The sequence below is a fragment of the Micromonospora sp. WMMA1998 genome, from assembly GCF_027497375.1.
Taxonomy (GTDB): Bacteria; Actinomycetota; Actinomycetes; order Mycobacteriales; family Micromonosporaceae; genus Micromonospora; species Micromonospora sediminicola.
On the sequence record NZ_CP114911.1, the window covers coordinates 604,593 to 625,043 of the forward strand.

Annotated in this window: 3 protein-coding genes; all 3 read left to right on the forward strand. The window is 76.4% G+C overall.

Features of this window, described 5'->3' with window-relative positions; all coding sequences use genetic code 11:
• Positions 1–89: 89 nt before the first annotated feature.
• Genes O7600_RS02885 through O7600_RS02895 form a run of 3 tightly spaced genes read left to right on the forward strand, consistent with a single transcriptional unit; the run spans position 90 to position 20,352 of the window.
• The gene (locus O7600_RS02885; RefSeq protein WP_281592146.1) at positions 90–5,513 is read left to right on the forward strand and encodes a type I polyketide synthase; all 5,424 of its coding nucleotides are present in this window, start codon (positions 90–92) and stop codon (positions 5,511–5,513) included.
• 20 nt (positions 5,514–5,533) lie between these two features.
• Positions 5,534–19,501: a type I polyketide synthase gene (locus tag O7600_RS02890; RefSeq protein WP_281592147.1), complete on the forward strand. Its 13,968-nt coding sequence runs from the start codon at positions 5,534–5,536 to the stop codon at positions 19,499–19,501.
• On the forward strand, positions 19,495–20,352 hold the full coding sequence (locus tag O7600_RS02895) for a metallophosphoesterase (RefSeq protein ID WP_281594057.1): 858 nt from the start codon (positions 19,495–19,497) through the stop codon (positions 20,350–20,352). The genes O7600_RS02890 and O7600_RS02895 overlap by 7 nt, the downstream gene beginning before the upstream one ends.
• Positions 20,353–20,451 lie beyond the last annotated feature (99 nt).

Below are 20,451 nucleotides of genomic sequence, written 5' to 3' on the forward strand. Positions count from 1 at the left end.
ATAGCTTCCCCGCAGAGGGGACCCGTGGCTCCCGGATGACGTGTGCGCGCCGGACAACGGCCGGTCCCCGCCGACCAAGGGCCAGGTTGATGGACACCGAAGAGAAGCTCCGGGAGTATCTGAAGAGGGTCACCACCGACCTGCGGCGGACCCGGCAACGGCTCCGCGACGTCGAGGACTCCGCCCACGAGCCGATCGCCGTGGTCGGCATGGCGTGCCGCTTCCCCGGCGGGATCGGCTCGCCGGACGCGCTCTGGGACCTGGTCGCCGCCGGCGGCGACGCGATCGGCCCGTTCCCCGACGACCGGGGCTGGGACCTGGCCACCCTCTACGACCCGGACCGGGAACGCCCCGGCACCTCGTGCGTGCGGGAGGGCGGCTTCCTGGCCGACGCCGCCGACTTCGACCCGGCGTTCTTCGGCATCTCGCCCCGGGAGGCCCTCGCCATGGACCCGCAGCAGCGGCTGCTGCTGGAGGTGTCCTGGGAGGCGTTCGAGGCCGCCGGCGTGGATCCCACCGCGCTGCGCGGCGGGCGGGTCGGTGTCTTCGCCGGCCTCACCCACGCCGAGTACGCCGCCGGCGCCGCCGACGTGCCCGACGGCGTCGCCGACTACCTCGGGCTGGGCAGCGCCGGCAGCGTCAGCTCGGGCCGGGTGTCCTACGCCCTCGGTTTCGAGGGGCCGGCCGTCACGGTGGACACCGCCTGCTCGTCGTCGCTGGTCGCGCTGCACCTGGCCGTGCGGTCGCTGCGGTCGGGCGAATCCGACCTGGCCCTGGCCGGCGGCGTGACCGTGCTGCCCACGCCGTCGATCTTCGTGGACTTCACCCGGCAGAACAACCTCTCCCGCGGCGCCCGGTGCCGGGCGTTCGCCGACGCCGCCGACGGCACCGCCCTCGGCGAGGGCGTCGGCGTGCTCCTGGTCGAGCGCCTCGCCGACGCCCACCGGCACGGCCACCGCGTCCTCGCGGTGGTACGCGGCTCGGCGGTCAACTCCGACGGCGCGTCCAACGGCCTGACCGCGCCGAACGGGCCGTCGCAGCAGCGGGTGATCCGGGCCGCGCTCGCCGACGCCCGACTCTCCGCCGCCGAGGTGGACGTGGTGGAGGCGCACGGCACCGGCACGACGCTCGGTGATCCGATCGAGGCGCAGGCGCTGCTGGCCACGTACGGGCAGGACCGGCCCACGCCGCTGCTGCTCGGCTCGGTGAAGTCGAACATCGGCCACGTCCAGGCGGCCGCCGGTGTCGCCGGGATCGTCAAGATGGTCCTGGCGATGCGGCACGGGGTGGTGCCGCCGACGCTGCACGTGGACGCGCCGTCGTCGAAGGTGGACTGGTCGGCGGGAGCGGTGGAGCTGGCCACGTCGGCGCGGCCGTGGCCGGCGGCGGTCGACCGGCCCCGGCGGGCCGCCGTGTCGTCGTTCAGCATCTCCGGCACCAACGCCCACGTGATCCTGGAGGCGCCCGAGCCGGTCGCGGACGACGCGGCCGTGGGCGCGGCACCGCCGGTCCTGTCGTGGGTGGTGTCGGCGGGTTCGGCTCCGGCCCTCGCCGACCAGGCCGCACGGCTGGTCGACCACCTCCGAAAGCGTGCGGACGTGTCGCCGGTCGACGTCGGCTGGTGCCTGGCGACCGGGCGTGCGGCGCTGGAGCACCGGGCGGCGGTGGTCGGCGTGGACCGGGACGCGTTGCTGGCGGGCCTGTCCGCGCTGGCCGAGGGTGGGACGGCGCCGGGTGTGGTGTCGGGTGGGGTGGTCGCCGGTCGGCGAGCGGTGCTGTTCACCGGTCAGGGCTCGCAGCGCGCCGGCATGGGTCGGGAGTTGTATGCGGCGTTTCCGGTGTTCGCGGCGGCGTTCGACCGGGTGTGCGCGGCGTTCGAGGGTCGCCTGGACCGGTCGTTGCGGGAGGTGGTGTTCGACGGCGGTGACCTGCTGGATCGGACCGTGTATGCGCAGGCGGGGTTGTTCGCGGTCGAGGTCGCCCTGTGGGAGGCGCTGTCGTCGTGGGGTGTGCGGGTGGACTACCTCGCGGGGCACTCGATCGGTGAGGTGACCGCCGCGCATGTGGCGGGGGTGTTGTCGTTGGACGACGCGGTCACGTTGGTGGCGGCGCGGGGTGCGTTGATGCAGGCGCTGCCCGCGGGTGGCGGGATGTTGGCGGTCGGCGCGTCGGAGGAGCAGGTCCGCGAGCTTGCGGGCGGGGTCGACGTGGCGGCGGTGAACGGTCCGTCCTCGGTGGTGCTGTCCGGTGCGGTCGCTGACCTGGATCGGGTTGCGGGGGAGTGCGTCGCGCGGGGTTGGCGGGTGAAGCGGTTGGCGGTGAGTCACGCGTTCCACTCGCGTCTGATGGAGCCGATGCTGAATGAGTTCCGGGCCGCGATCGCCGGCCTGGACTGGCGGACCCCGGCGCTGCCGGTCGTGTCCAATCTGACCGGGCGGCTCGCCGAGCCTCACGACATCGCGGGCCCGGAGTACTGGGTGCGGCACGTCCGCGAGGCGGTCCGCTTCGCCGACGGCGTGGCCACGCTGCACGACCTGGGTGTCGGCACGGTCCTGGAAGTCGGGCCGGACGCCACGCTGACCGCGATGGCCGCCGACGTCCCCGCCGACCGGACCGTCACCCTGGTTCCGGCGCTACGCCGCGACCAGGACGAGCTGGCCGCGCTGACCGCCGCGCTGGCCCGGCTGCACGTCACCGGCACCCCCGTCGACTGGACCGCCTGGTACACCGTCGACGGCAATCGGCCCGCCACCGTGGACCTGCCCACCTACGCGTTCCAGCACCGGCGCTACTGGATCGACGCCCGCGCCTCCGGACACGACACCGTCGGCCTGGGCGCCCGCGCCACCGGGCACCCGCTGCTCGACACCGCGCTCGTCACCGCCGCCGGCGACGTCCGCGTCCACGGCGGCCGGCTGTCCGTGCGTACCCACCCCTGGCTCGCCGACCACGTGGTGCGCGGCCGGGTCGTCGTCCCCGGCACCGCGCTCGTCGAACTGGCCCTGCACGCCGGCGCGCAGGCCGCCTGCGACACCGTCGAGGAACTGACCCTCGGCGCGCCGCTCGTGCTGCCCGACGACGGCGCCCGGGCCCTCCAACTGCACCTGGCCGCCGCCGACGAGCAGGGCCGGCGTCGGATCACCGTCCACTCCCGGCCCGCCGACGACCCGCACGCCGACTGGACCGCCCACGCCGACGGGATCCTCGCCCCCGGCGCCGGCGAGACCGCCGAACCGCTGACCGGGTGGCCGCCGCCCGACGCCACCCCCGTGCCGGTCGAACCGGTCTACACCCGCCTGCGCGACCTCGGCGTCGAACACGGGCCCACGTTCCGGGGGCTGCGCGCCGCCTGGCGTACCCCCGACGGGGCCGCCGCGGAGGTGGAACTGCCCGACGACGCCGACGCGGGCGGGTACGCGCTGCACCCGGCGCTGCTCGACGCCGCGCTGCACATCGTCGGCCTCACCGACGACGACGCCACCACCGACCACGCCGGGGCCCGCCTACCGTGGGCATGGAGCGGCGTCCGCCTCGCCGCCGAGGGCGCCACCCACCTGCGGGTACGCCTCACCCGCAGCGGCCCCGCCACGGCGCTCACCCTCGCCGACGCCACCGGCGCGCCGGTGGCCCGCGTCGACTCCCTGGTGTCCCGACCGCTGGCCGCCGAACAGCTCGACGCCGGCGCCGCCGACCTGCCCCTCTACGACCTGCGCTGGAACCCGGTGCCGCTGCCGGCCCGGCCGGCCACCGGGATCGTGCCGCTGGACCCGGCGGCCAGCCCGGCCGCGCTGGGCGACGACGCCCGGCTGGTGCTCGCACCCGCAGGCGACGCCCCGGCGGGCGACCCGCTCGCGGCCACCCGCGCCCGACTGTCCGACATCCTCGCCCTGCTCCAGGAATGGCTCGCCGACGACCGGTTCGCCGGCCGCCGGCTCGTGGTGTGCACCCGGGGTGCGGTACCCGCCGACGGCGCGGTCACCGACCTGGCCGGCGCCGCCGTGTGGGGGCTGGTCCGCGCCGCGCAGCTCGAACACCCCGGCCGGTTCGTCCTCGCCGACCTCGACGGCGACGACCCCGAGCTGCTGGGCCGGGCGCTCGCCGCCGACGAACCGCAGGTCGCGCTCCGCGACGGCCGGCTGCTCGTGCCGCGCCTCGCCCCGGCCGAACCCGACCCGACCGGCGCCGTCGACCTGGTCCCCGACGGGACGGTGCTGGTCACCGGCGCCACCGGCGCGCTCGGTGGGCTCGTCGCCCGGCACCTCGTCACCCACCACAAGGTCCGGCACCTGCTGCTGGTCGGCCGCCGCGGCGCCGACGCGCCCGGCGCCGCGGACCTGCTCGCCGACCTCACCCGCCTCGGCGCCCGGGCCCGCCTGGCCGCCGCCGACGTGGCCGACCGCGCGCAGCTCGCCGACCTGCTCGCCGGCGTCCCCGCCGAACACCCGCTCGCCGGTGTGGTGCACGCCGCCGGCACGCTCGACGACGCGGTGGTCACCGCGCTCACCCCGCAGCGGGTCGACGCCGTGCTGCGCCCCAAGGCCGACGCCGCCTGGCACCTGCACGACCTCACCCGCCACCTCGACCTGCCCATGTTCGTGCTCTTCTCCTCGATCGCCGGCCCGCTCGGCGCGCCCGGGCAGGGCAACTACGCCGCGGCCAACGCCTTCCTCGACGGTCTCGCCCACCAGCGGCGTGCCGCCGGACTCGCGGCCACCTCGCTGGCCTGGGGACCGTGGGCCGAAGCCGGCGGGATGACCCGGGACCTGGGCGCCGCCGGCCGGGACCGCCTCACCCGACAGGGCATCGTCGCGCTCACCACCGACCGGGCGCTCGCCCTCCTCGACGCCAGCCGGCGCGGCCGGCGTCCGCTGCTGCTCCCCGTCCACCTCGACGTGGCGACGCTGCGTACCCGCATCGGCCGCGACCAGCTGCCGGCGCCGCTGCACGGCCTCGCCGGCGGGCCCGCGCGCCGCGTCGCCGCGGCCGGCGGCGGCCTGCGCGACCGGCTCGCCGGGGCGTCCGCCGAGGACCGGGCCCGCTTGGTCGCCGAGCTGGTCGCCGGCCAGGTCGCCGACGTGCTCGGGTACGCCTCGGCGGCGGCGGTCGGCCCCGAGCGCTCCTTCACCGAACTCGGCTTCGACTCCCTCACCGCCGTCGACCTGCGTAACCGGCTCACCACCCGGACCGGTCTGGCGCTGCCGGCCACGCTGGTCTTCGACCACCCCACCCCCGCCGCCCTCACCGGGCACCTGCTGACGCGGCTCGGACCGGCCCCGGCCGCGCCCACCCTCCTCGACGAGCTGGACCGCCTCGAGGCGGCGTTCGCCGCCACCCCGGCCGACACCCTCGCCGAGCTGACCGCCGACGAGGAGACCCGCACCGCCGTGGCGGCGCGCCTGCGCGCCCTGCTCACCCGCTGGGACGGCGACGGCGGCGAGGTCGCCGCCACCCTCGACGACGCCAGCGACGACGAACTGTTCGACTTCATCGACAGCCGCTTCGGCCGGTCCTGACCCGCGACAGGTGAATCCCGATGGCGAACGAAGCCAAGCTCCGTGAGTACCTCAAGCGCGTCACCGCCGACCTGCACGAGACCAGCGAACGGCTGAGGGCCGCCGACGCCAAGGACCACGAGCCGATCGCGATCGTCGGGATGAGCTGCCGCTACCCCGGCGGCGTCCGGTCGCCGCAGGAGTTGTGGGACCTCGTGGCCGCCGGCGGCGACGGCATCACCGCATTCCCCACCGACCGGGGCTGGGACACCGAGCGGGCGTACGACCCGACCGGGGAGCGGCGGGGCAGCACGTACGCCCGGGAAGGCGGCTTCCTGCACGACGCCGGGAACTTCGACCCGGAGCTGTTCACCATCTCCCCGTACGAGGCGCTGGCGATGGACCCGCAGCAGCGGCTCATGCTGGAGGCGTCCTGGGCGGCGATCGAGGACGCCCGGATCGACCCGCTGTCGTTGCGCGGCAGCCGGGTCGGCGTCTTCGCCGGCATGATGTACCACAACTACGCCGCGAACCTCGACGACGTCCCGGACACCCTGGACGGCTTCATCGGCGGCGGCACCGCCAGCAGCGTCCTGTCCGGCCGGGTCGCCTACACCCTCGGCCTGGAGGGCCCGGCGCTCACCGTCGACACCGCCTGCTCGTCCTCGCTGGTCGCGCTGCACCTGGCCGTGCGGTCGCTGCGCGCCGGCGAGTCCGTGCTCGCGCTCGCCGGTGGCGTCACCGTGATGACCACGCTGGAGACGTTCGTCGACTTCAGTCGGCAGCGCGGCCTGGCCCCCGACGGTCGGTGCAAGTCGTTCGCCGAGGGCGCCGACGGCACCGGCTGGTCCGAGGGCGTCGGCGTGCTGCTCCTGGAACGCCTCTCCGACGCCCGCCGACACGGCCACCGCGTCCTCGCGGTAGTACGAGGCTCGGCGGTGAACCAGGACGGTGCGTCGAACGGGCTGACCGCGCCGAACGGGCCGTCGCAGCAGCGGGTGATCCGCGCGGCCCTCGCCGCGGCAGGGCTGTCGCCCGTCGAGGTGGACGTGGTGGAGGCGCACGGCACCGGCACGACGCTCGGTGATCCGATCGAGGCGCAGGCGCTGCTGGCCACGTACGGGCAGGAGCGGGCCGAACCGTTGCTGCTCGGGTCGGTGAAGTCGAACCTGGGCCACACCCAGGCGGCGGCCGGTGTCGCCGGGATCGTCAAGATGGTCCTGGCGATGCGGCACGGGGTGGTGCCGCCGACGCTGCACGTGGACGCGCCGTCGTCGAAGGTGGACTGGTCGGCCGGTGCGGTGGAGCTGGTGACGTCGGCGCGGCCGTGGCCGGCGACCGATCGGCCCCGCCGGGCGGCGGTGTCGTCGTTCGGCATCTCCGGCACCAACGCCCACGTGATCCTGGAGGCGCCCGAGCCGGTCGCCGACGACGCGGCCGTTGGCGCCGCACCGCCGGTCCTGTCGTGGACGGTGTCGGCGCGTTCGGCGTCGGCGCTCGTGAACCAGGCGGCCCGGCTGGTCGACCACCTGCGGGACCGGGACGACGTGTCGCCGGTCGAGGTGGGTTGGTCCCTGGCGACGACCCGCGCCGCGTTGGAGCATCGCGCGGCGGTGGTGGGTGCGGACCGGGACGTACTGCTGGCCGGGTTGTCGGCCCTCGCGGAGGGCAGGTCCGCCGCCGGTCTGGTGACCGGTGAGGTGGTGTCGGGTCGGCGGGCGGTGCTGTTCACCGGTCAGGGCTCGCAGCGCGCCGGCATGGGCCGGGAGTTGTACGAGGCGTTCCCGATGTTCGCGGCGGCGTTCGACCGGGTGTGCGCGGCGTTCGAGGGCCGCCTCGACCGGCCGTTGCGGGAGGTGGTGTTCGACGGCGGGGACCTGCTGGACCGGACGGTCTACGCGCAGGCCGGACTGTTCGCCGTCGAGGTCGCCCTCTGGGAGGCGCTCTCGTCGTGGGGCGTGCGGGTCGACTACCTCGCGGGGCACTCGATCGGTGAGGTGACCGCCGCGCATGTGGCGGGGGTGCTGTCGTTGGACGACGCGGTCACGTTGGTGGCGGCGCGGGGGTCCTTGATGCAGGCTCTGCCGGCCGGCGGCGGAATGCTCGCGGTCAGCGCGTCGGAGGACCAGGTTCGGCAGCTCGCGGGCGGCGTCGATGTGGCGGCGGTGAACGGTCCGTCCTCAGTGGTGGTGTCCGGTGCGGTCGCTGACCTGGACCGGATCGCGGGGGAGTGCGCCGCGCGGGGTTGGCGGGCCAAGCGGTTGGCGGTGAGTCACGCGTTCCACTCGCGTCTGATGGAGCCGATGCTGGACGGGTTCCGGGCCGCGATCGTCGACCTGGACTGGCGGTCCCCGAGGCTGCCGATCGTGTCGAACGGGACCGGGCGGCTCGCGGATCCCGACGACATCGCGACACCGGAGTACTGGGTGCGGCACGTGCGGGAGGCGGTCCGCTTCGCCGACGGCGTGGCCGCGCTGCACGACCTGGGTGTCGGCACGTTCCTGGAGGTCGGGCCGGACGCCACGTTGACCGCGATCGCCGCCGACGTCCCGGCCGACCGGACCGTGCACCACATCCCGGCGCTGCGCCGGGACCAGGACGAGGTCAGCGCGCTGGCCACCGCGTTGGCCCGGCTGCACGTCACGGGCACCCCGGTCGACTGGGCGGCGTGGTACACCGTCGACGGGCGCCGGCCCACCACCGTCGACCTGCCCACCTACGCCTTCCACCACCGGCGCTACTGGCTCGACGCCCGCACCCGCCACCCCGACGCGGACCCGGACGACGCCACGTTCTGGCGGGTCGTCGACGACGAGGACGTGGACGGCCTGGCCACCGCGCTCGCCGTCGACCCCGACGCGCCCCTCACCACCGTGCTCCCCGCCCTCTCCGCCTGGCGCCGCCGCCAGGAGGACGACGCCGCGCTCGACTCCTGGCACTACCGCGTCACCTGGCAACCACTCGCCGAGACCGGTCGCGCCGACGACGGCGACCTGCTGCTCGTCGTACCGGAAGGGGCGGACGGCCCGGCCCGGCAGTGGGCCGACGCGCTGGCCGGGCCCGGCGTCCGGACACTGGCCGTGCCCGCCGGCCACGGCCGCGCCGACCTCGCCCGCGACCTCGGCGCGCTCGCCGCCCCCGGCGCCGTGCTGTCCCTGCTCGGCCTGACGTCCGGCACGCACCCGGACAACGCCTCCGTACCGGTGGGGCTCGCCGACACCGTCACGCTCGCCCAGGCGCTCGGCGACGCCGGCGCCGCCGCGCGGCTCTGGGTCGCCACCCGCGCCGCCGTCGCCGTCGACCCCGACGACGCGGCGGTCGACCCCGACCAGGCACTGCTCTGGGGCCTCGGCGGCGCGCTGCGCGCCGAACATCCGCACCGCTGGGGCGGGCTCGTCGACCTGCCCCCGGCGGGCGATCCGCGCGCCGCGTCCCGGCTGCGTCGACTGCTCGTCGGCGACCCGACCGAGGACCAACTCGCGGTACGCGGCACCGGGGCGTACGCCCGGCGGTTGGTCCGGGCCGGACGGCCGGCCGGCGCGGGACGGAGCTGGACGCCGCGCGGCACCGCGCTCGTCACCGGCGGCACCGGCGCCCTCGGCGCGCACGTCGCCCGGGCCCTGGCCGCCGCCGGCGTCGACCACCTCCTGCTGGTCAGCCGGCGCGGACCCGACGCGCCCGGCGCCGCCGACCTGGTCGACGAGCTGACCGCGCACGGCACCCGGGTCACGGTCGCGGCCTGCGACGCCGCCGACCGCGACGCGGTACGTGACCTGCTCGCGACCGTCCCCGCCGACGCGCCGCTGCGCACCGTCGTGCACACCGCCGCCGCCCTGGACGACACCGTCACCGACGCGCTCACCGTCGACCGGATGGCCACCGCGCTGCGGGCCAAGGTCGACGCCGCCCGCCACCTCGACGAACTGACCCGCGAGCACGACCTGACCGCGTTCGTGCTCTTCTCCTCCCTCGCCGGCACCATGGCCGGACCCGGGCAGGGCAACTACGCGCCCGGCAACGCCTGGCTCGACGCGCTCGCCCGGCGCCGCCGCGCCGACGGGCTGCCCGCCACCTCCCTCGGCTGGGGTCTCTGGGCCGACGGCGGGGTCAGCGCCGGCGAGTTCGAGCGTCGGATGGCGCGCGGCGGCGTCCGGGCCATGGACCCCGCCCGCGCCGTCCGCGCCCTGCACCGGGCGTTGGACCGGGACGAGACCCACGTCGTCGTCGCCGACGCCGACTGGGACCGGATCGCCGCCACCGCCGGCACCCGGCCCGACCCGCTGATCCGCGATCTGCTGACCGCGCCGGCCGTCGCCGGCACCGACCGGGCCACCACGCTGCGCGGACGGCTGGCCGCACTCACCCCGGCCGAGCGGCGGGACACGCTCGGCGACCTGGTCCGCGCCGAGATCGCCGCCGTGCTCGGCCACGCCGACGCCGAGGCGGTGCCGCACCGGCGCGCGTTCCGCGACCTCGGCTTCACCTCGCTCAGCGCCGTCGAACTGCGCAACCGGCTCGCCACCGCCACCGGCCTCACCCTGCCCGCCACGCTCGCCTTCGACCATCCCAACCCCGAGGCCCTGGCCGCCCACCTCGCGATCGAACTGTCCGGCGGGTCGGTCGCCACCACCGACACACCGGTACGTCCCGTCGACGACGACCCGATCGCGGTCGTCGGTGTGGCGTGCCGATTCCCCGGCGGGGCGGACTCCCCGGACGCGTTCTGGCGGCTGCTCGCCGACGGCGTCGACACCATGTCCGACCTGCCGACCGACCGGCACTGGGACCTGGGCGCGCTGCCACCCGACGTGACCCGCGGCGCCTTCCTGGCCGACGCCGCCGCGTTCGACGCCCACTTCTTCGGCATCTCGCCCCGCGAGGCGGTCGCCATGGACCCGCAGCAGCGGCTGCTGCTGGAGACCGCCTGGGCGGCGATCGAGGACGCCCGGATCGACGCGGCCGGCCTGGCCGGTCAGCGGGTCGGTGTCTTCGCCGGCACCAACGGGCAGGACTTCGACCACCTCATCCGGTACGGCGGCGAACACCTCGCCGGCTACGGCGCCACCGGCGCCTCCGCCAGCGTGCTCTCCGGCCGCGTGTCGTACGCGTTCGGCTTCGAAGGCCCGGCGGTGACCGTGGACACCGCCTGCTCCTCCTCCCTGGTGGCGCTGCACCTGGCCGCCCAGTCGCTGCGCGCCGGGGAGTGCGACCTGGCCCTGGCCGGTGGCGTGACCGTGATGGCGACCCCCGGCGCGTTCGTCGAGTTCTCCCGGCAGGGTGGTCTCGCCGCGGACGGCCGGTGCCGGTCGTTCGCCGAGGGCGCGGACGGCACCGGCTGGGGTGAGGGCGTCGGGATGCTGCTGGTGCAGCGTCTCTCCGACGCCCGCCGCGACGGCCGGCGGATCCTCGCCGTGCTGCGCGGCTCGGCGGTGAACTCCGACGGCGCGTCGAACGGCCTGACCGCGCCGAACGGGCCGGCGCAGCAGCGTGTCATCCGGGCGGCGCTGGCGAACGCCGGGCTGTCCCCGTCCGACGTGGACGTGGTGGAGGCGCACGGCACCGGCACCACGCTGGGGGATCCGATCGAGGCGCAGGCGGTGCTGGCCACGTACGGGCAGGAGCGGGCCGAACCGTTGCTGCTCGGCTCGGTGAAGTCGAACGTCGGCCACACCCAGGCCGCCGCCGGCGTGGCCGGTCTGGTCAAGATGGTCCTGGCGATGCGGCACGGCGTCGTGCCGCCGACGCTGCACGTGGACGCGCCGACGTCGAAGGTGGACTGGTCGGCCGGAGCGGTGGAGCTGGTGACGTCGGCGCGGCCGTGGCCCGTGACCGGCCGGCCGCGTCGCGCGGCGGTGTCGTCGTTCGGCATCTCCGGCACCAACGCCCACGTGATCCTCGAAGCACCCGAGCCGACCGTGGCCCGGCCGGCGACGGATCCGTCCCCGGCCACGCCGTGGCTGCTCTCGGCCCGGACGGCCCCCGCCCTCGCGGACCAGGCCGCCCGGCTGGTCGACCACCTCCGGTCCAACGACGATCTCCCGCCGGCCGAGGTCGGCTGGTCCCTGCTCGCCACGCGGACCGCGATGGAGCACCGCGCGGCCGTGCTGGGCGCGGACCGGGACGCGTTGCTGGCGGGCCTGTCCGCGCTGGCCGAGGGTGGGACGGCTGCCGGTCTGGTGACCGGCGAGGTGGTGTCGGGTCGGCGGGCGGTGCTGTTCACCGGTCAGGGCTCGCAGCGCGCCGGCATGGGTCGGGAGCTGTATGGGGCGTTTCCGGTGTTCGCGGCGGCGTTCGACCGGGTGTGCGCGGCGTTCGAGGGTCGTTTGGACCGGTCGTTGCGGGAGGTGGTGTTCGACGGCGGGGACCTGCTGGATCGGACCGTGTATGCGCAGGCGGGGTTGTTCGCGGTCGAGGTCGCGCTGTGGGAGGCGCTGTCGTCGTGGGGCGTGCGGGTCGACTACCTCGCGGGGCACTCGATCGGTGAGGTGACCGCCGCGCATGTGGCGGGGGTGCTGTCGTTGGACGACGCGGTCACGTTGGTCGCGGCGCGGGGTGCGTTGATGCAGGCACTGCCCGCGGGTGGCGGAATGCTGGCGGTCGGGGCGTCGGAGGACCAGATCCGCGCGCTTCTACGGTCAGGTGACGCCACGGCGCAGGCGGGAGGCCCGCTGCGGGGAACCGAGGGTGCCGTCGCACAGCCGGTCGCGGGCGGCACGGGTGGTGGCGTCGACGTGGCGGCGGTGAACGGCCCGTCGTCGGTGGTCCTGTCCGGCGCGGTCGCTGACCTGGATCGGGTTGCGGGGGAGTGCGTCGCGCGGGGTTGGCGGGTGAAGCGGTTGGCGGTGAGTCACGCGTTCCACTCGCGTCTGATGGAGCCGATGCTGAATGAGTTCCGGGCCGCGATCGCCGGCCTGGACTGGCGGACCCCGGCGCTGCCGGTCGTGTCCAATCTGACCGGGCGGCTCGCCGAGCCTCACGACATCGCGGGCCCGGAGTACTGGGTGCGGCACGTCCGCGAGGCGGTCCGCTTCGCCGACGGCGTGGCCACGCTGCACGACCTCGGTGTCGGCACGTTCCTGGAAGTCGGGCCGGACGCCACGCTGACCGCGATGGCCGCCGACGTCCCGGCCGGACGGACCGTGCACCACATCCCGGCGTTGCGCCGCGACCAGGACGAGGTCAGCGCGCTGACCGCCGCGCTGGCGCGGCTGCACGTCACCGGCACCCCCGTCGACTGGACGGCCTGGTACACCGTCGACGGCAATCGGCCCGCCACCGTGGACCTGCCCACCTACGCCTTCCAACGCACCCGGTACTGGCCGGAGCCCACACCCGCGGCACAAAACGGCACCGACCTCGACGACCGGTTCTGGGCGGCCGTCGAGCAGGAGGACCTCGGCGGCCTCGGCGCCGAGCTGCGGCTCACCCCGGACCAGCCGCTGCGGGACCTGCTGCCGGCGCTGGCGCGCTGGCGGCGGACGGGACGGGAGCGCGCCGCCGCCGACTCGTGGCGCTACCGGGTGCGGTGGCGGCCGCTCACCTCCGTACCCCGGCCAACCCTGACCGGGACGTGGCTGGTGCTGACCGGCCCCGACCGGGCCGACCACCCGCTTGTCGACGGCGTGGCCGCGCACGGCGCCCACGTCGTGCCGGTGACGCTCGACGGCACCGCCGACCGCGCGGACCTCGCCGCCCGCCTCCGCGCCGCCGCCCCCAGTGGTGACGTCGCCGGCGTGCTGTCGGCGCTCGACGCGACCCCGGAGACGGCGCTGACGGTCGCGCAGGCCCACACCCACAGCGGCGTCGGCGGGCGACTGTGGTGGCTGACCCGCAACGCCGTGGCCGTCAGCGCCACGGACACCCCCGCCGAGCCCGTCGCGGCGGCGACCTGGGGCCTCGGCCGGGTGGCCGCGCTGGAGGACCCCGGCCGGTGGGGTGGTCTGATCGACCTGCCGGCCGAGGTCGACGAGCGGGCCGTGCGGCGGATCTGCGGTGTGCTGGCCGGCGGTGTCGAGGATCAGGTGGCGGTGCGGTCGTCGGGGGTGTTCGGGCGGCGGCTGGTGCGGGCGTCCGGGGATCCGGTGCGGCGGGAGTTCCGGTTCGCGGGCACGGTGCTGGTCACCGGTGGCACCGGCGCGCTCGGCGCGCGGGTCGCCGAGTGGGCGGCCGGCGCCGGTGCGGAGCATCTGGTGCTGACCAGCCGGCGCGGCGAGGACGCCCCCGGCGCGACCGACCTGGCGCAGCGGCTGCGGGGCCGGGGCGTACGGGTGACCGTGGCCGGGTGTGACGTGGCGGACCGGGACGCGCTCGCCGGGCTGCTGAACGGGCTGGCCGACCAGGGCGACCGGGTCCGGGCGGTCGTGCACGCCGCCGGCGCGCCGCAGTTCGCCCCGCTCGCCGACGTCACCACCGACGAACTGCGCGACGTGCTGCGCGCCAAGGTCGACGGCGCGGCCCACCTCGACGCGTTGCTGCCCGACGGGCTGGACGCGTTCGTGGTGTTCTCCTCCATCGCCGGGGTGTGGGGCTCCGCCGGCCAGGCCGGCTACGCCGCCGCCAACGCGTACGCCGACGCGTTGGTGGCCCGCCGCCGCGCCCGCGGCGCCGCCGGCACCGCCGTGGCCTGGGGACCCTGGGCCGGCGGCGGCATGGCCGCGCGGGGCGAGGCGCGGGAGGCGCTGGCCCGGCGCGGCCTGCCCGCGATGGACCCGGACCTCGCGGTCACCGCGCTGCACCGCGCGCTCGACCGCGACGACACGACAGTGGTCGTCGCCGACGTCGCCTGGGACCGGTTCGCCGCCACGTTCACCGCCCTGCGGTCCAGCCCGCTGCTGGACGACCTGCCCGAGGCCCGACCCGCGCCGGTCGCGCCCGGAGAGCGGACCACCCCGCTCGCCCGCCGGCTCGCCGCCCTCGCCCCGAGCCGGCGTGACGGCCACCTGCTCGACCTGGTCCGCGCCCAGGCCGCGGCCGTGCTCGGCCACCCGAGCGCCGACGCGGTGGACGCCGACCGCGCGTTCCAACGGCAGGGCTTCGACTCGCTGACCGCCGTCGAGCTGCGCAACCGGCTCACCACCGAGACCGGCCTGGCGCTGCCCAGCACGCTCGTGTTCGACCAGCCGACCCCGGCTGCCCTCGCCGCCTACCTCGCCGCCACGCTGACCGGCGAGCCGGCGGCGGCGGACGGACCGGCGGCCGGCGTCGCGGTCGACGACGACCCGATCGTGGTCGTCGGCATGGCCTGCCGCCTGCCCGGCGGCGTCACCAACCCCGACGAGCTGTGGGACCTGCTCGCGGCCGGACGCGACGGCATCTCCGACTTCCCCCTCGACCGCGGCTGGGACCGGTTCCTCGCCGGCCGGCTCACCGACACCTCGTTCCCCCGGCGGGGCGGATTCGTCTACGACGCGGGCGCCTTCGACGCCGACTTCTTCGGCATCTCCCCGCGCGAGGCCCTCGCCATGGACCCGCAGCAACGGCTGCTGCTCGAAGCCGCCTGGGAGGCGGTCGAACACGCCGGTATCGACCCCGCCCGGCTCCGCGGCGAACGCGTCGGCGTCTTCGCCGGCGCCGGCTTCCAGGGGTACGCCTCGACCGCCATCGGCCGCGACCAGGAGGTCGGCGGGCACCTGCTCACCGGCACCGCCACCAGCGTGCTATCCGGTCGGGTCGCGTACACGCTCGGCTTCGAGGGGCCCGCGCTCACCGTGGACTCGGCGTGCTCGTCGTCGCTGGTCGCGCTGCACCTGGCCGCCCAGTCGCTGCGCAGCGGCGAGTGCACGCTCGCGCTCGCCGGCGGCGTGACCGTGATGGCCTCACCGGCCACCTTCGTCGAGTTCTCCCGCCAGGGCGGCCTCGCCGCCGACGGCCGCTGCCGGTCGTTCGCCGAGGGCGCGGACGGCACCGGCTGGGGTGAGGGCGTCGGCGTGCTGCTGGTGCAGCGCCTCTCCGACGCCCGCCGCGACGGCCGGCGCATCCTCGCCGTGGTGGCCGGCTCCGCGATCAACTCCGACGGCGCGTCGAACGGGCTCACCGCCCCCAACGGGCCGGCGCAGCAGCGTGTCATCCGGGCGGCGCTGGCGAACGCCGGGCTGTCCCCGTCCGACGTGGACGTGGTGGAGGCGCACGGCACCGGCACCACGCTGGGTGATCCGATCGAGGCGCAGGCGCTGCTGGCCACGTACGGGCAGGACCGGGGCGACGGGGCGCCGCTGCTGCTCGGCTCGATCAAGTCCAACATCGGCCACGTCCAGGCCGCCGCCGGAGCGGCCGGCGTCATCAAGGCGGTCCTCGCGCTGCGGCACGGCCTCGTCCCGGCCACCCTGCACGTCGACCGGCCGTCGTCGAAGGTGGACTGGTCGGCCGGCGCGGTGGAGCTGGTCACGTCCGCGCGGCCGTGGCCGGCGGTGGACCGGCCCCGCCGGGCGGCGGTGTCCTCGTTCGGCATCTCCGGCACCAACGCCCACGTGGTCCTGGAAGCACCCGACCGGGTCGACGACGGCGACCGGCCCGGCGCGCCGGACACGGCCGTCCCGTGGCTGCTGTCGGCGCGATCCGCCGAAGCGCTGGCCGCCCAGGCGGCCCGGCTGGCCGACCACCTCCGGGAGCGTGCGGACGTGTCGCCGGTCGAGGTGGGGTGGTCCCTGGCGACCGGCCGTGCGGCGCTGGAGCACCGGGCCGCGGTGGTCGGCGTGGACCGGGACGCGCTGCTGGCCGGGCTGTCCACCCTGGCCGAGGGCGGGGCGGCGCCGGGTGTGGTGTCGGGTGAGGTCGTGTCCGGTCGGCGGGCGGTGGTGTTCACCGGTCAGGGCTCGCAGCGCGCCGGCATGGGCCGCGAGCTGTCTGCCGCGTTCCCGGTGTTCGCGGACGCGTTCGACCGGGTGTGTGCGCTGTTCGACGGTCGGCTCGACAGACCGTTGCGGGAGGTGGTGTTCGACGGCGGGGAGCTGCTGGATCGGACCGTCTACGCGCAGGCCGGGTTGTTCGCGGTCGAGGTGGCGTTGTGGGAGTTGCTGTCCTCGTGGGGCGTCGGCGCGGACGTCGTGGCGGGGCATTCGATCGGTGAGGTGACCGCCGCGCATGTGGCGGGGGTGCTGTCCCTGGACGACGCAGTCGCGCTCGTTGCGGCGCGGGGTTCGTTGATGCAGGCGCTGCCGTCCGGTGGCGGGATGCTGGCGGTCGGCGCGTCGGAGGACCAGGTTCGGGCGCTGCTGGGATCGCGTGTCGCTGCGGTCGAGGCTGCCGATTCGGCGGGTGGACCGCTGCGGAGAGCCGAGGGTGCCGTCGCACAGCCGGTGATGGGCGGCGCGGGCCCGGACGGCGGCGTCGACGTGGCGGCGGTGAACAGCCCGTCGTCGGTGGTCCTGTCCGGTGCGGTCTCTGACCTGGATCGGGTTGCGGGGCAGTGCGTCACGCGCGGTTGGCGGGTGAGGCGGCTTGCGGTGAGTCACGCGTTCCACTCGCGTCTGATGGAGCCGATGCTGGACGACTTCCGGGCCGCGATCGCCGGCCTGGACTGGCGGCCCCCGACGCTGCCGATCGTGTCGAACGTGACCGGCCGGCTCGCGGATCCCGTGGAGATCGCGGGCCCGGAGTACTGGGTGCGGCACGTGCGGGAGGCGGTCCGCTTCGCCGACGGGGTGGCCACGCTGCACGACCTCGGGGTGGGCACGTTCCTGGAAGTCGGGCCGGACGCCACGTTGACCGCGATGGCCGCCGACGTCCCGGCCGACCGGACCGTGCACCACATCCCGGCGCTGCGCCGAGACCAGGACGAGGTGGCCGCGCTGACCACCGCGCTGGCGCGGCTGCACGTCACCGGCACCCCCGTCGAGTGGACGTCCTGGTACACCGTGGACGGCCGCCGGCCCGCCACCGTGGACCTGCCCACCTACGCGTTCCAGCACCGGCGCTACTGGCTGATCGACCAGGACGGCCCGGTGGGCGGCACCGCGGAGGCGGCCGACGACGGCTTCTGGGCCGCCGTCGAACGGGCCGACCTGACCCCGCTCGACCCCCGGTTCCGCACGGACCAGCCCGTCGCCGACCTGCTGCCGGCGCTCGCCCGGTGGCGGCGGGCCAGCCGGCGACGCGCCACCGCCGACGCCTGGCGGTACCGCGTCGACTGGCAGCCCGTACCGGAGACGACCACGCCGGCGCTGGCCGGCACGTGGCTGCTGCTCGTGCCGTACGCCGGGACCGACGACGCGGTGGTCGCGGCCGTGACCGACGGGATGACCACGGCCGGCGCGACCGTGCGGCCGGTGCCGGTCCACGGGCCGGCGGACGACCGGGACCTGCTCGCCAAGGCGCTGCGCGACGGCGACACGGCCGCCGGGGTGGTGTCCCTGCTCGCGCTCGCCGGCGCCGGCCCCGGCGCCGCGCTGGCCACCGTGCAGGCCGTCGCGGACGCCGGCCTGTCCGGGCCGGTGTGGTGGCTGACCCGGGGCGCGGTCACGGTCGGCGCGTCCGACCGCCCGGTCGACCCGGTCGCCGCCGGCACCTGGGGCCTCGGCCGGGTGGCCGCGCTGGAGGACCCCGGCCGGTGGGGTGGTCTGATCGACCTGCCGGCCGAGGTCGACGAACCGGCGGTACGGCGGGTGTGCGGCGTGTTGGCCGGCGTCGAGGATCAGGTCGCGGTGCGGTCGTCGGGGGTGTTCGGGCGGCGGCTGGTGCGGGCGTCCGGGGATCCGGTGCGGCGGGAGTTCCGGTTCGCCGGGACGGTGCTGGTCACCGGTGGCACCGGCGCGCTCGGCGCGCGGGTCGCCGAGTGGGCGGCCGGCGCCGGTGCGGAGCATCTGGTGCTGACCAGCCGGCGCGGCGAGGACGCCCCCGGCGCGACCGACCTGGCGCAGCGGCTGCGGGAGCGCGGTGTGCGGGTGACGGTGGCCGGGTGTGACGTGGCGGACCGGGACGCGTTGGCCGGGCTGCTGGACGGGCTGGCCGCGGCCGGCGATCCGGTCCGGGCCGTCGTGCACGCCGCCGGCGCCGCCCAGGCCACCCCGCTGGCCACCATGACCGGCGCCGAGCTGGCCGACGTGCTCCGGGCCAAGGTCGACGGCGCGGCCCACCTCGACGCGTTGCTGCCCGACGGGTTGGACGCGTTCGTGGTGTTCTCCTCCATCGCCGGGGTGTGGGGCTCCGCCGGGCAGGGCGGCTACGCCGCCGCCAACGCGTACCTCGACGGGCTGGTCGCCCGCCGCCGGGCGCGCGGCGCCGGCGGCACCGCCGTGGCCTGGGGGCCCTGGGCCGGCGGCGGCATGGCCGCGGGCGAGCAGCGCGACCAGCTCGCCCGGCGCGGCCTGCCCGCGCTCGACCCGGACCTCGCGGTCACCGCGCTGGGCAGCGCACTCGACCGGGACGACACGGCGGTGGTCGTCGCCGACGTCGCCTGGGACCGGTTCGCCCCGTCGTTCACCGCCCGCCGGCCCAGCCCGCTGCTCGCCGGCATTCCCGAGGCCGCCACCGACCCCGCCGGGCCCCCGGCGGCCGACGCGGGCGCGCCGAAGGCGCTGCGCGACCGGCTCGCCGCCGCCGGCACGGTGGAGCGGGAGCGGACGCTGCTCGACCTGGTCCGCGCGGCGGCGGCCACCGTGCTCGGGCACCGCACCCCGGCCGCGATCCGGGCCGGGCGCGGCTTCCTCGACCTCGGCTTCGACTCGCTCACCGCCGTGGAGCTGCGCAACCGGCTCACCGCCGAGACCGGCCTGACGCTGCCCACCACGCTGGTCTTCGACCACCCCACCCCGGCGGCGCTCGCCGCGCACCTGGGCCGGGAACTGCTGCCCGCCGGCCCCGCCGACCCGGTCACCGACGGCATCGACCGGCTGGCACGGCTGCTCGACGCGGTGCCCGACGACCGGCGCGCCGCGGACGTCACGCGCCGGCTGGAGGACCTGCTGTCGCGCTGGCGGGGCGGCGCGACCACCCCGCCGCCCGCCGACGACCTGGCCGCCGCCGGCGAGGACGACATCTTCGCCATCATCCGACAGGAGTTCGGCAAATCGTGACCGGCAGCAGCGGGCGGTTGCTCGCCATCAGCGACCTGCACGTCGGGTACGCGGAGAACCGCGCGCTGGTCGAGCGGCTACGCCCCGAGCACGACGACGACTGGTTGATCGTCGCCGGCGACGTCGGCGAGTACCTGCACGACGTCGAGTGGGTGCTCGGCCTGCTCGCCGACCGGTTCGCCCGGGTCGTCTGGGCACCCGGCAACCACGAGCTGTGGACGCCCCGCGACGACCCGGTGCAACTGCGCGGCGAGGCCCGCTACCGGCACCTGGTGGACCTGTGCCGGCGTCTCGGCGTGCGCACGCCCGAGGACCCGTACCCGGTGTGGGACCCCGACGGCGACCCGGTGCTGGTGGTGCCGCTGTTCGTCGGGTACGACCACTCGTGGCGGCCACCGGGCACCTGGAACCGGGCCCAGGCGCTGGCGCGGGCGTACGAGACCGGGGTGGTGTGCACCGACGAGATCCTGCTGCACCCCGACCCGTACCCGAGCCGCGACGCGTGGTGCCGGGCCCGGGTCATCCGCACCGAACGGCGCCTCGACGCCGAGCGCGGCGGCCTGCCCACCGTGCTGGTCAACCACTACCCGCTGGTCCGCGAACCCACCCGGATCCTGCGGCACCCCGAGTTCGCCCAGTGGTGCGGCACCGACCTCACCGCCGACTGGCACCTGCACTACGAGGCCCGCGTCGCCGTCTACGGGCACCTGCACATCCCGCGCAGCACCCGCTACGACGGGGTGCGGTTCGAGGAGGTGTCCGTCGGCTACCCGCGCGAGTGGCGCCGACGCGGGACTCCGCCCGGACGGCCCCGGGCGATCCTGCCCACCCTCGCCGGGCAGCTGCGCTGACCGTCCCGCCGGGACCGTCACGGCCGACGCCGGGCACCCCGCCAGCGAGGTGAATGAGGGGTCCGTAGGGGTTGGGGTCGCAGCTCAGCGCTCAGTAGC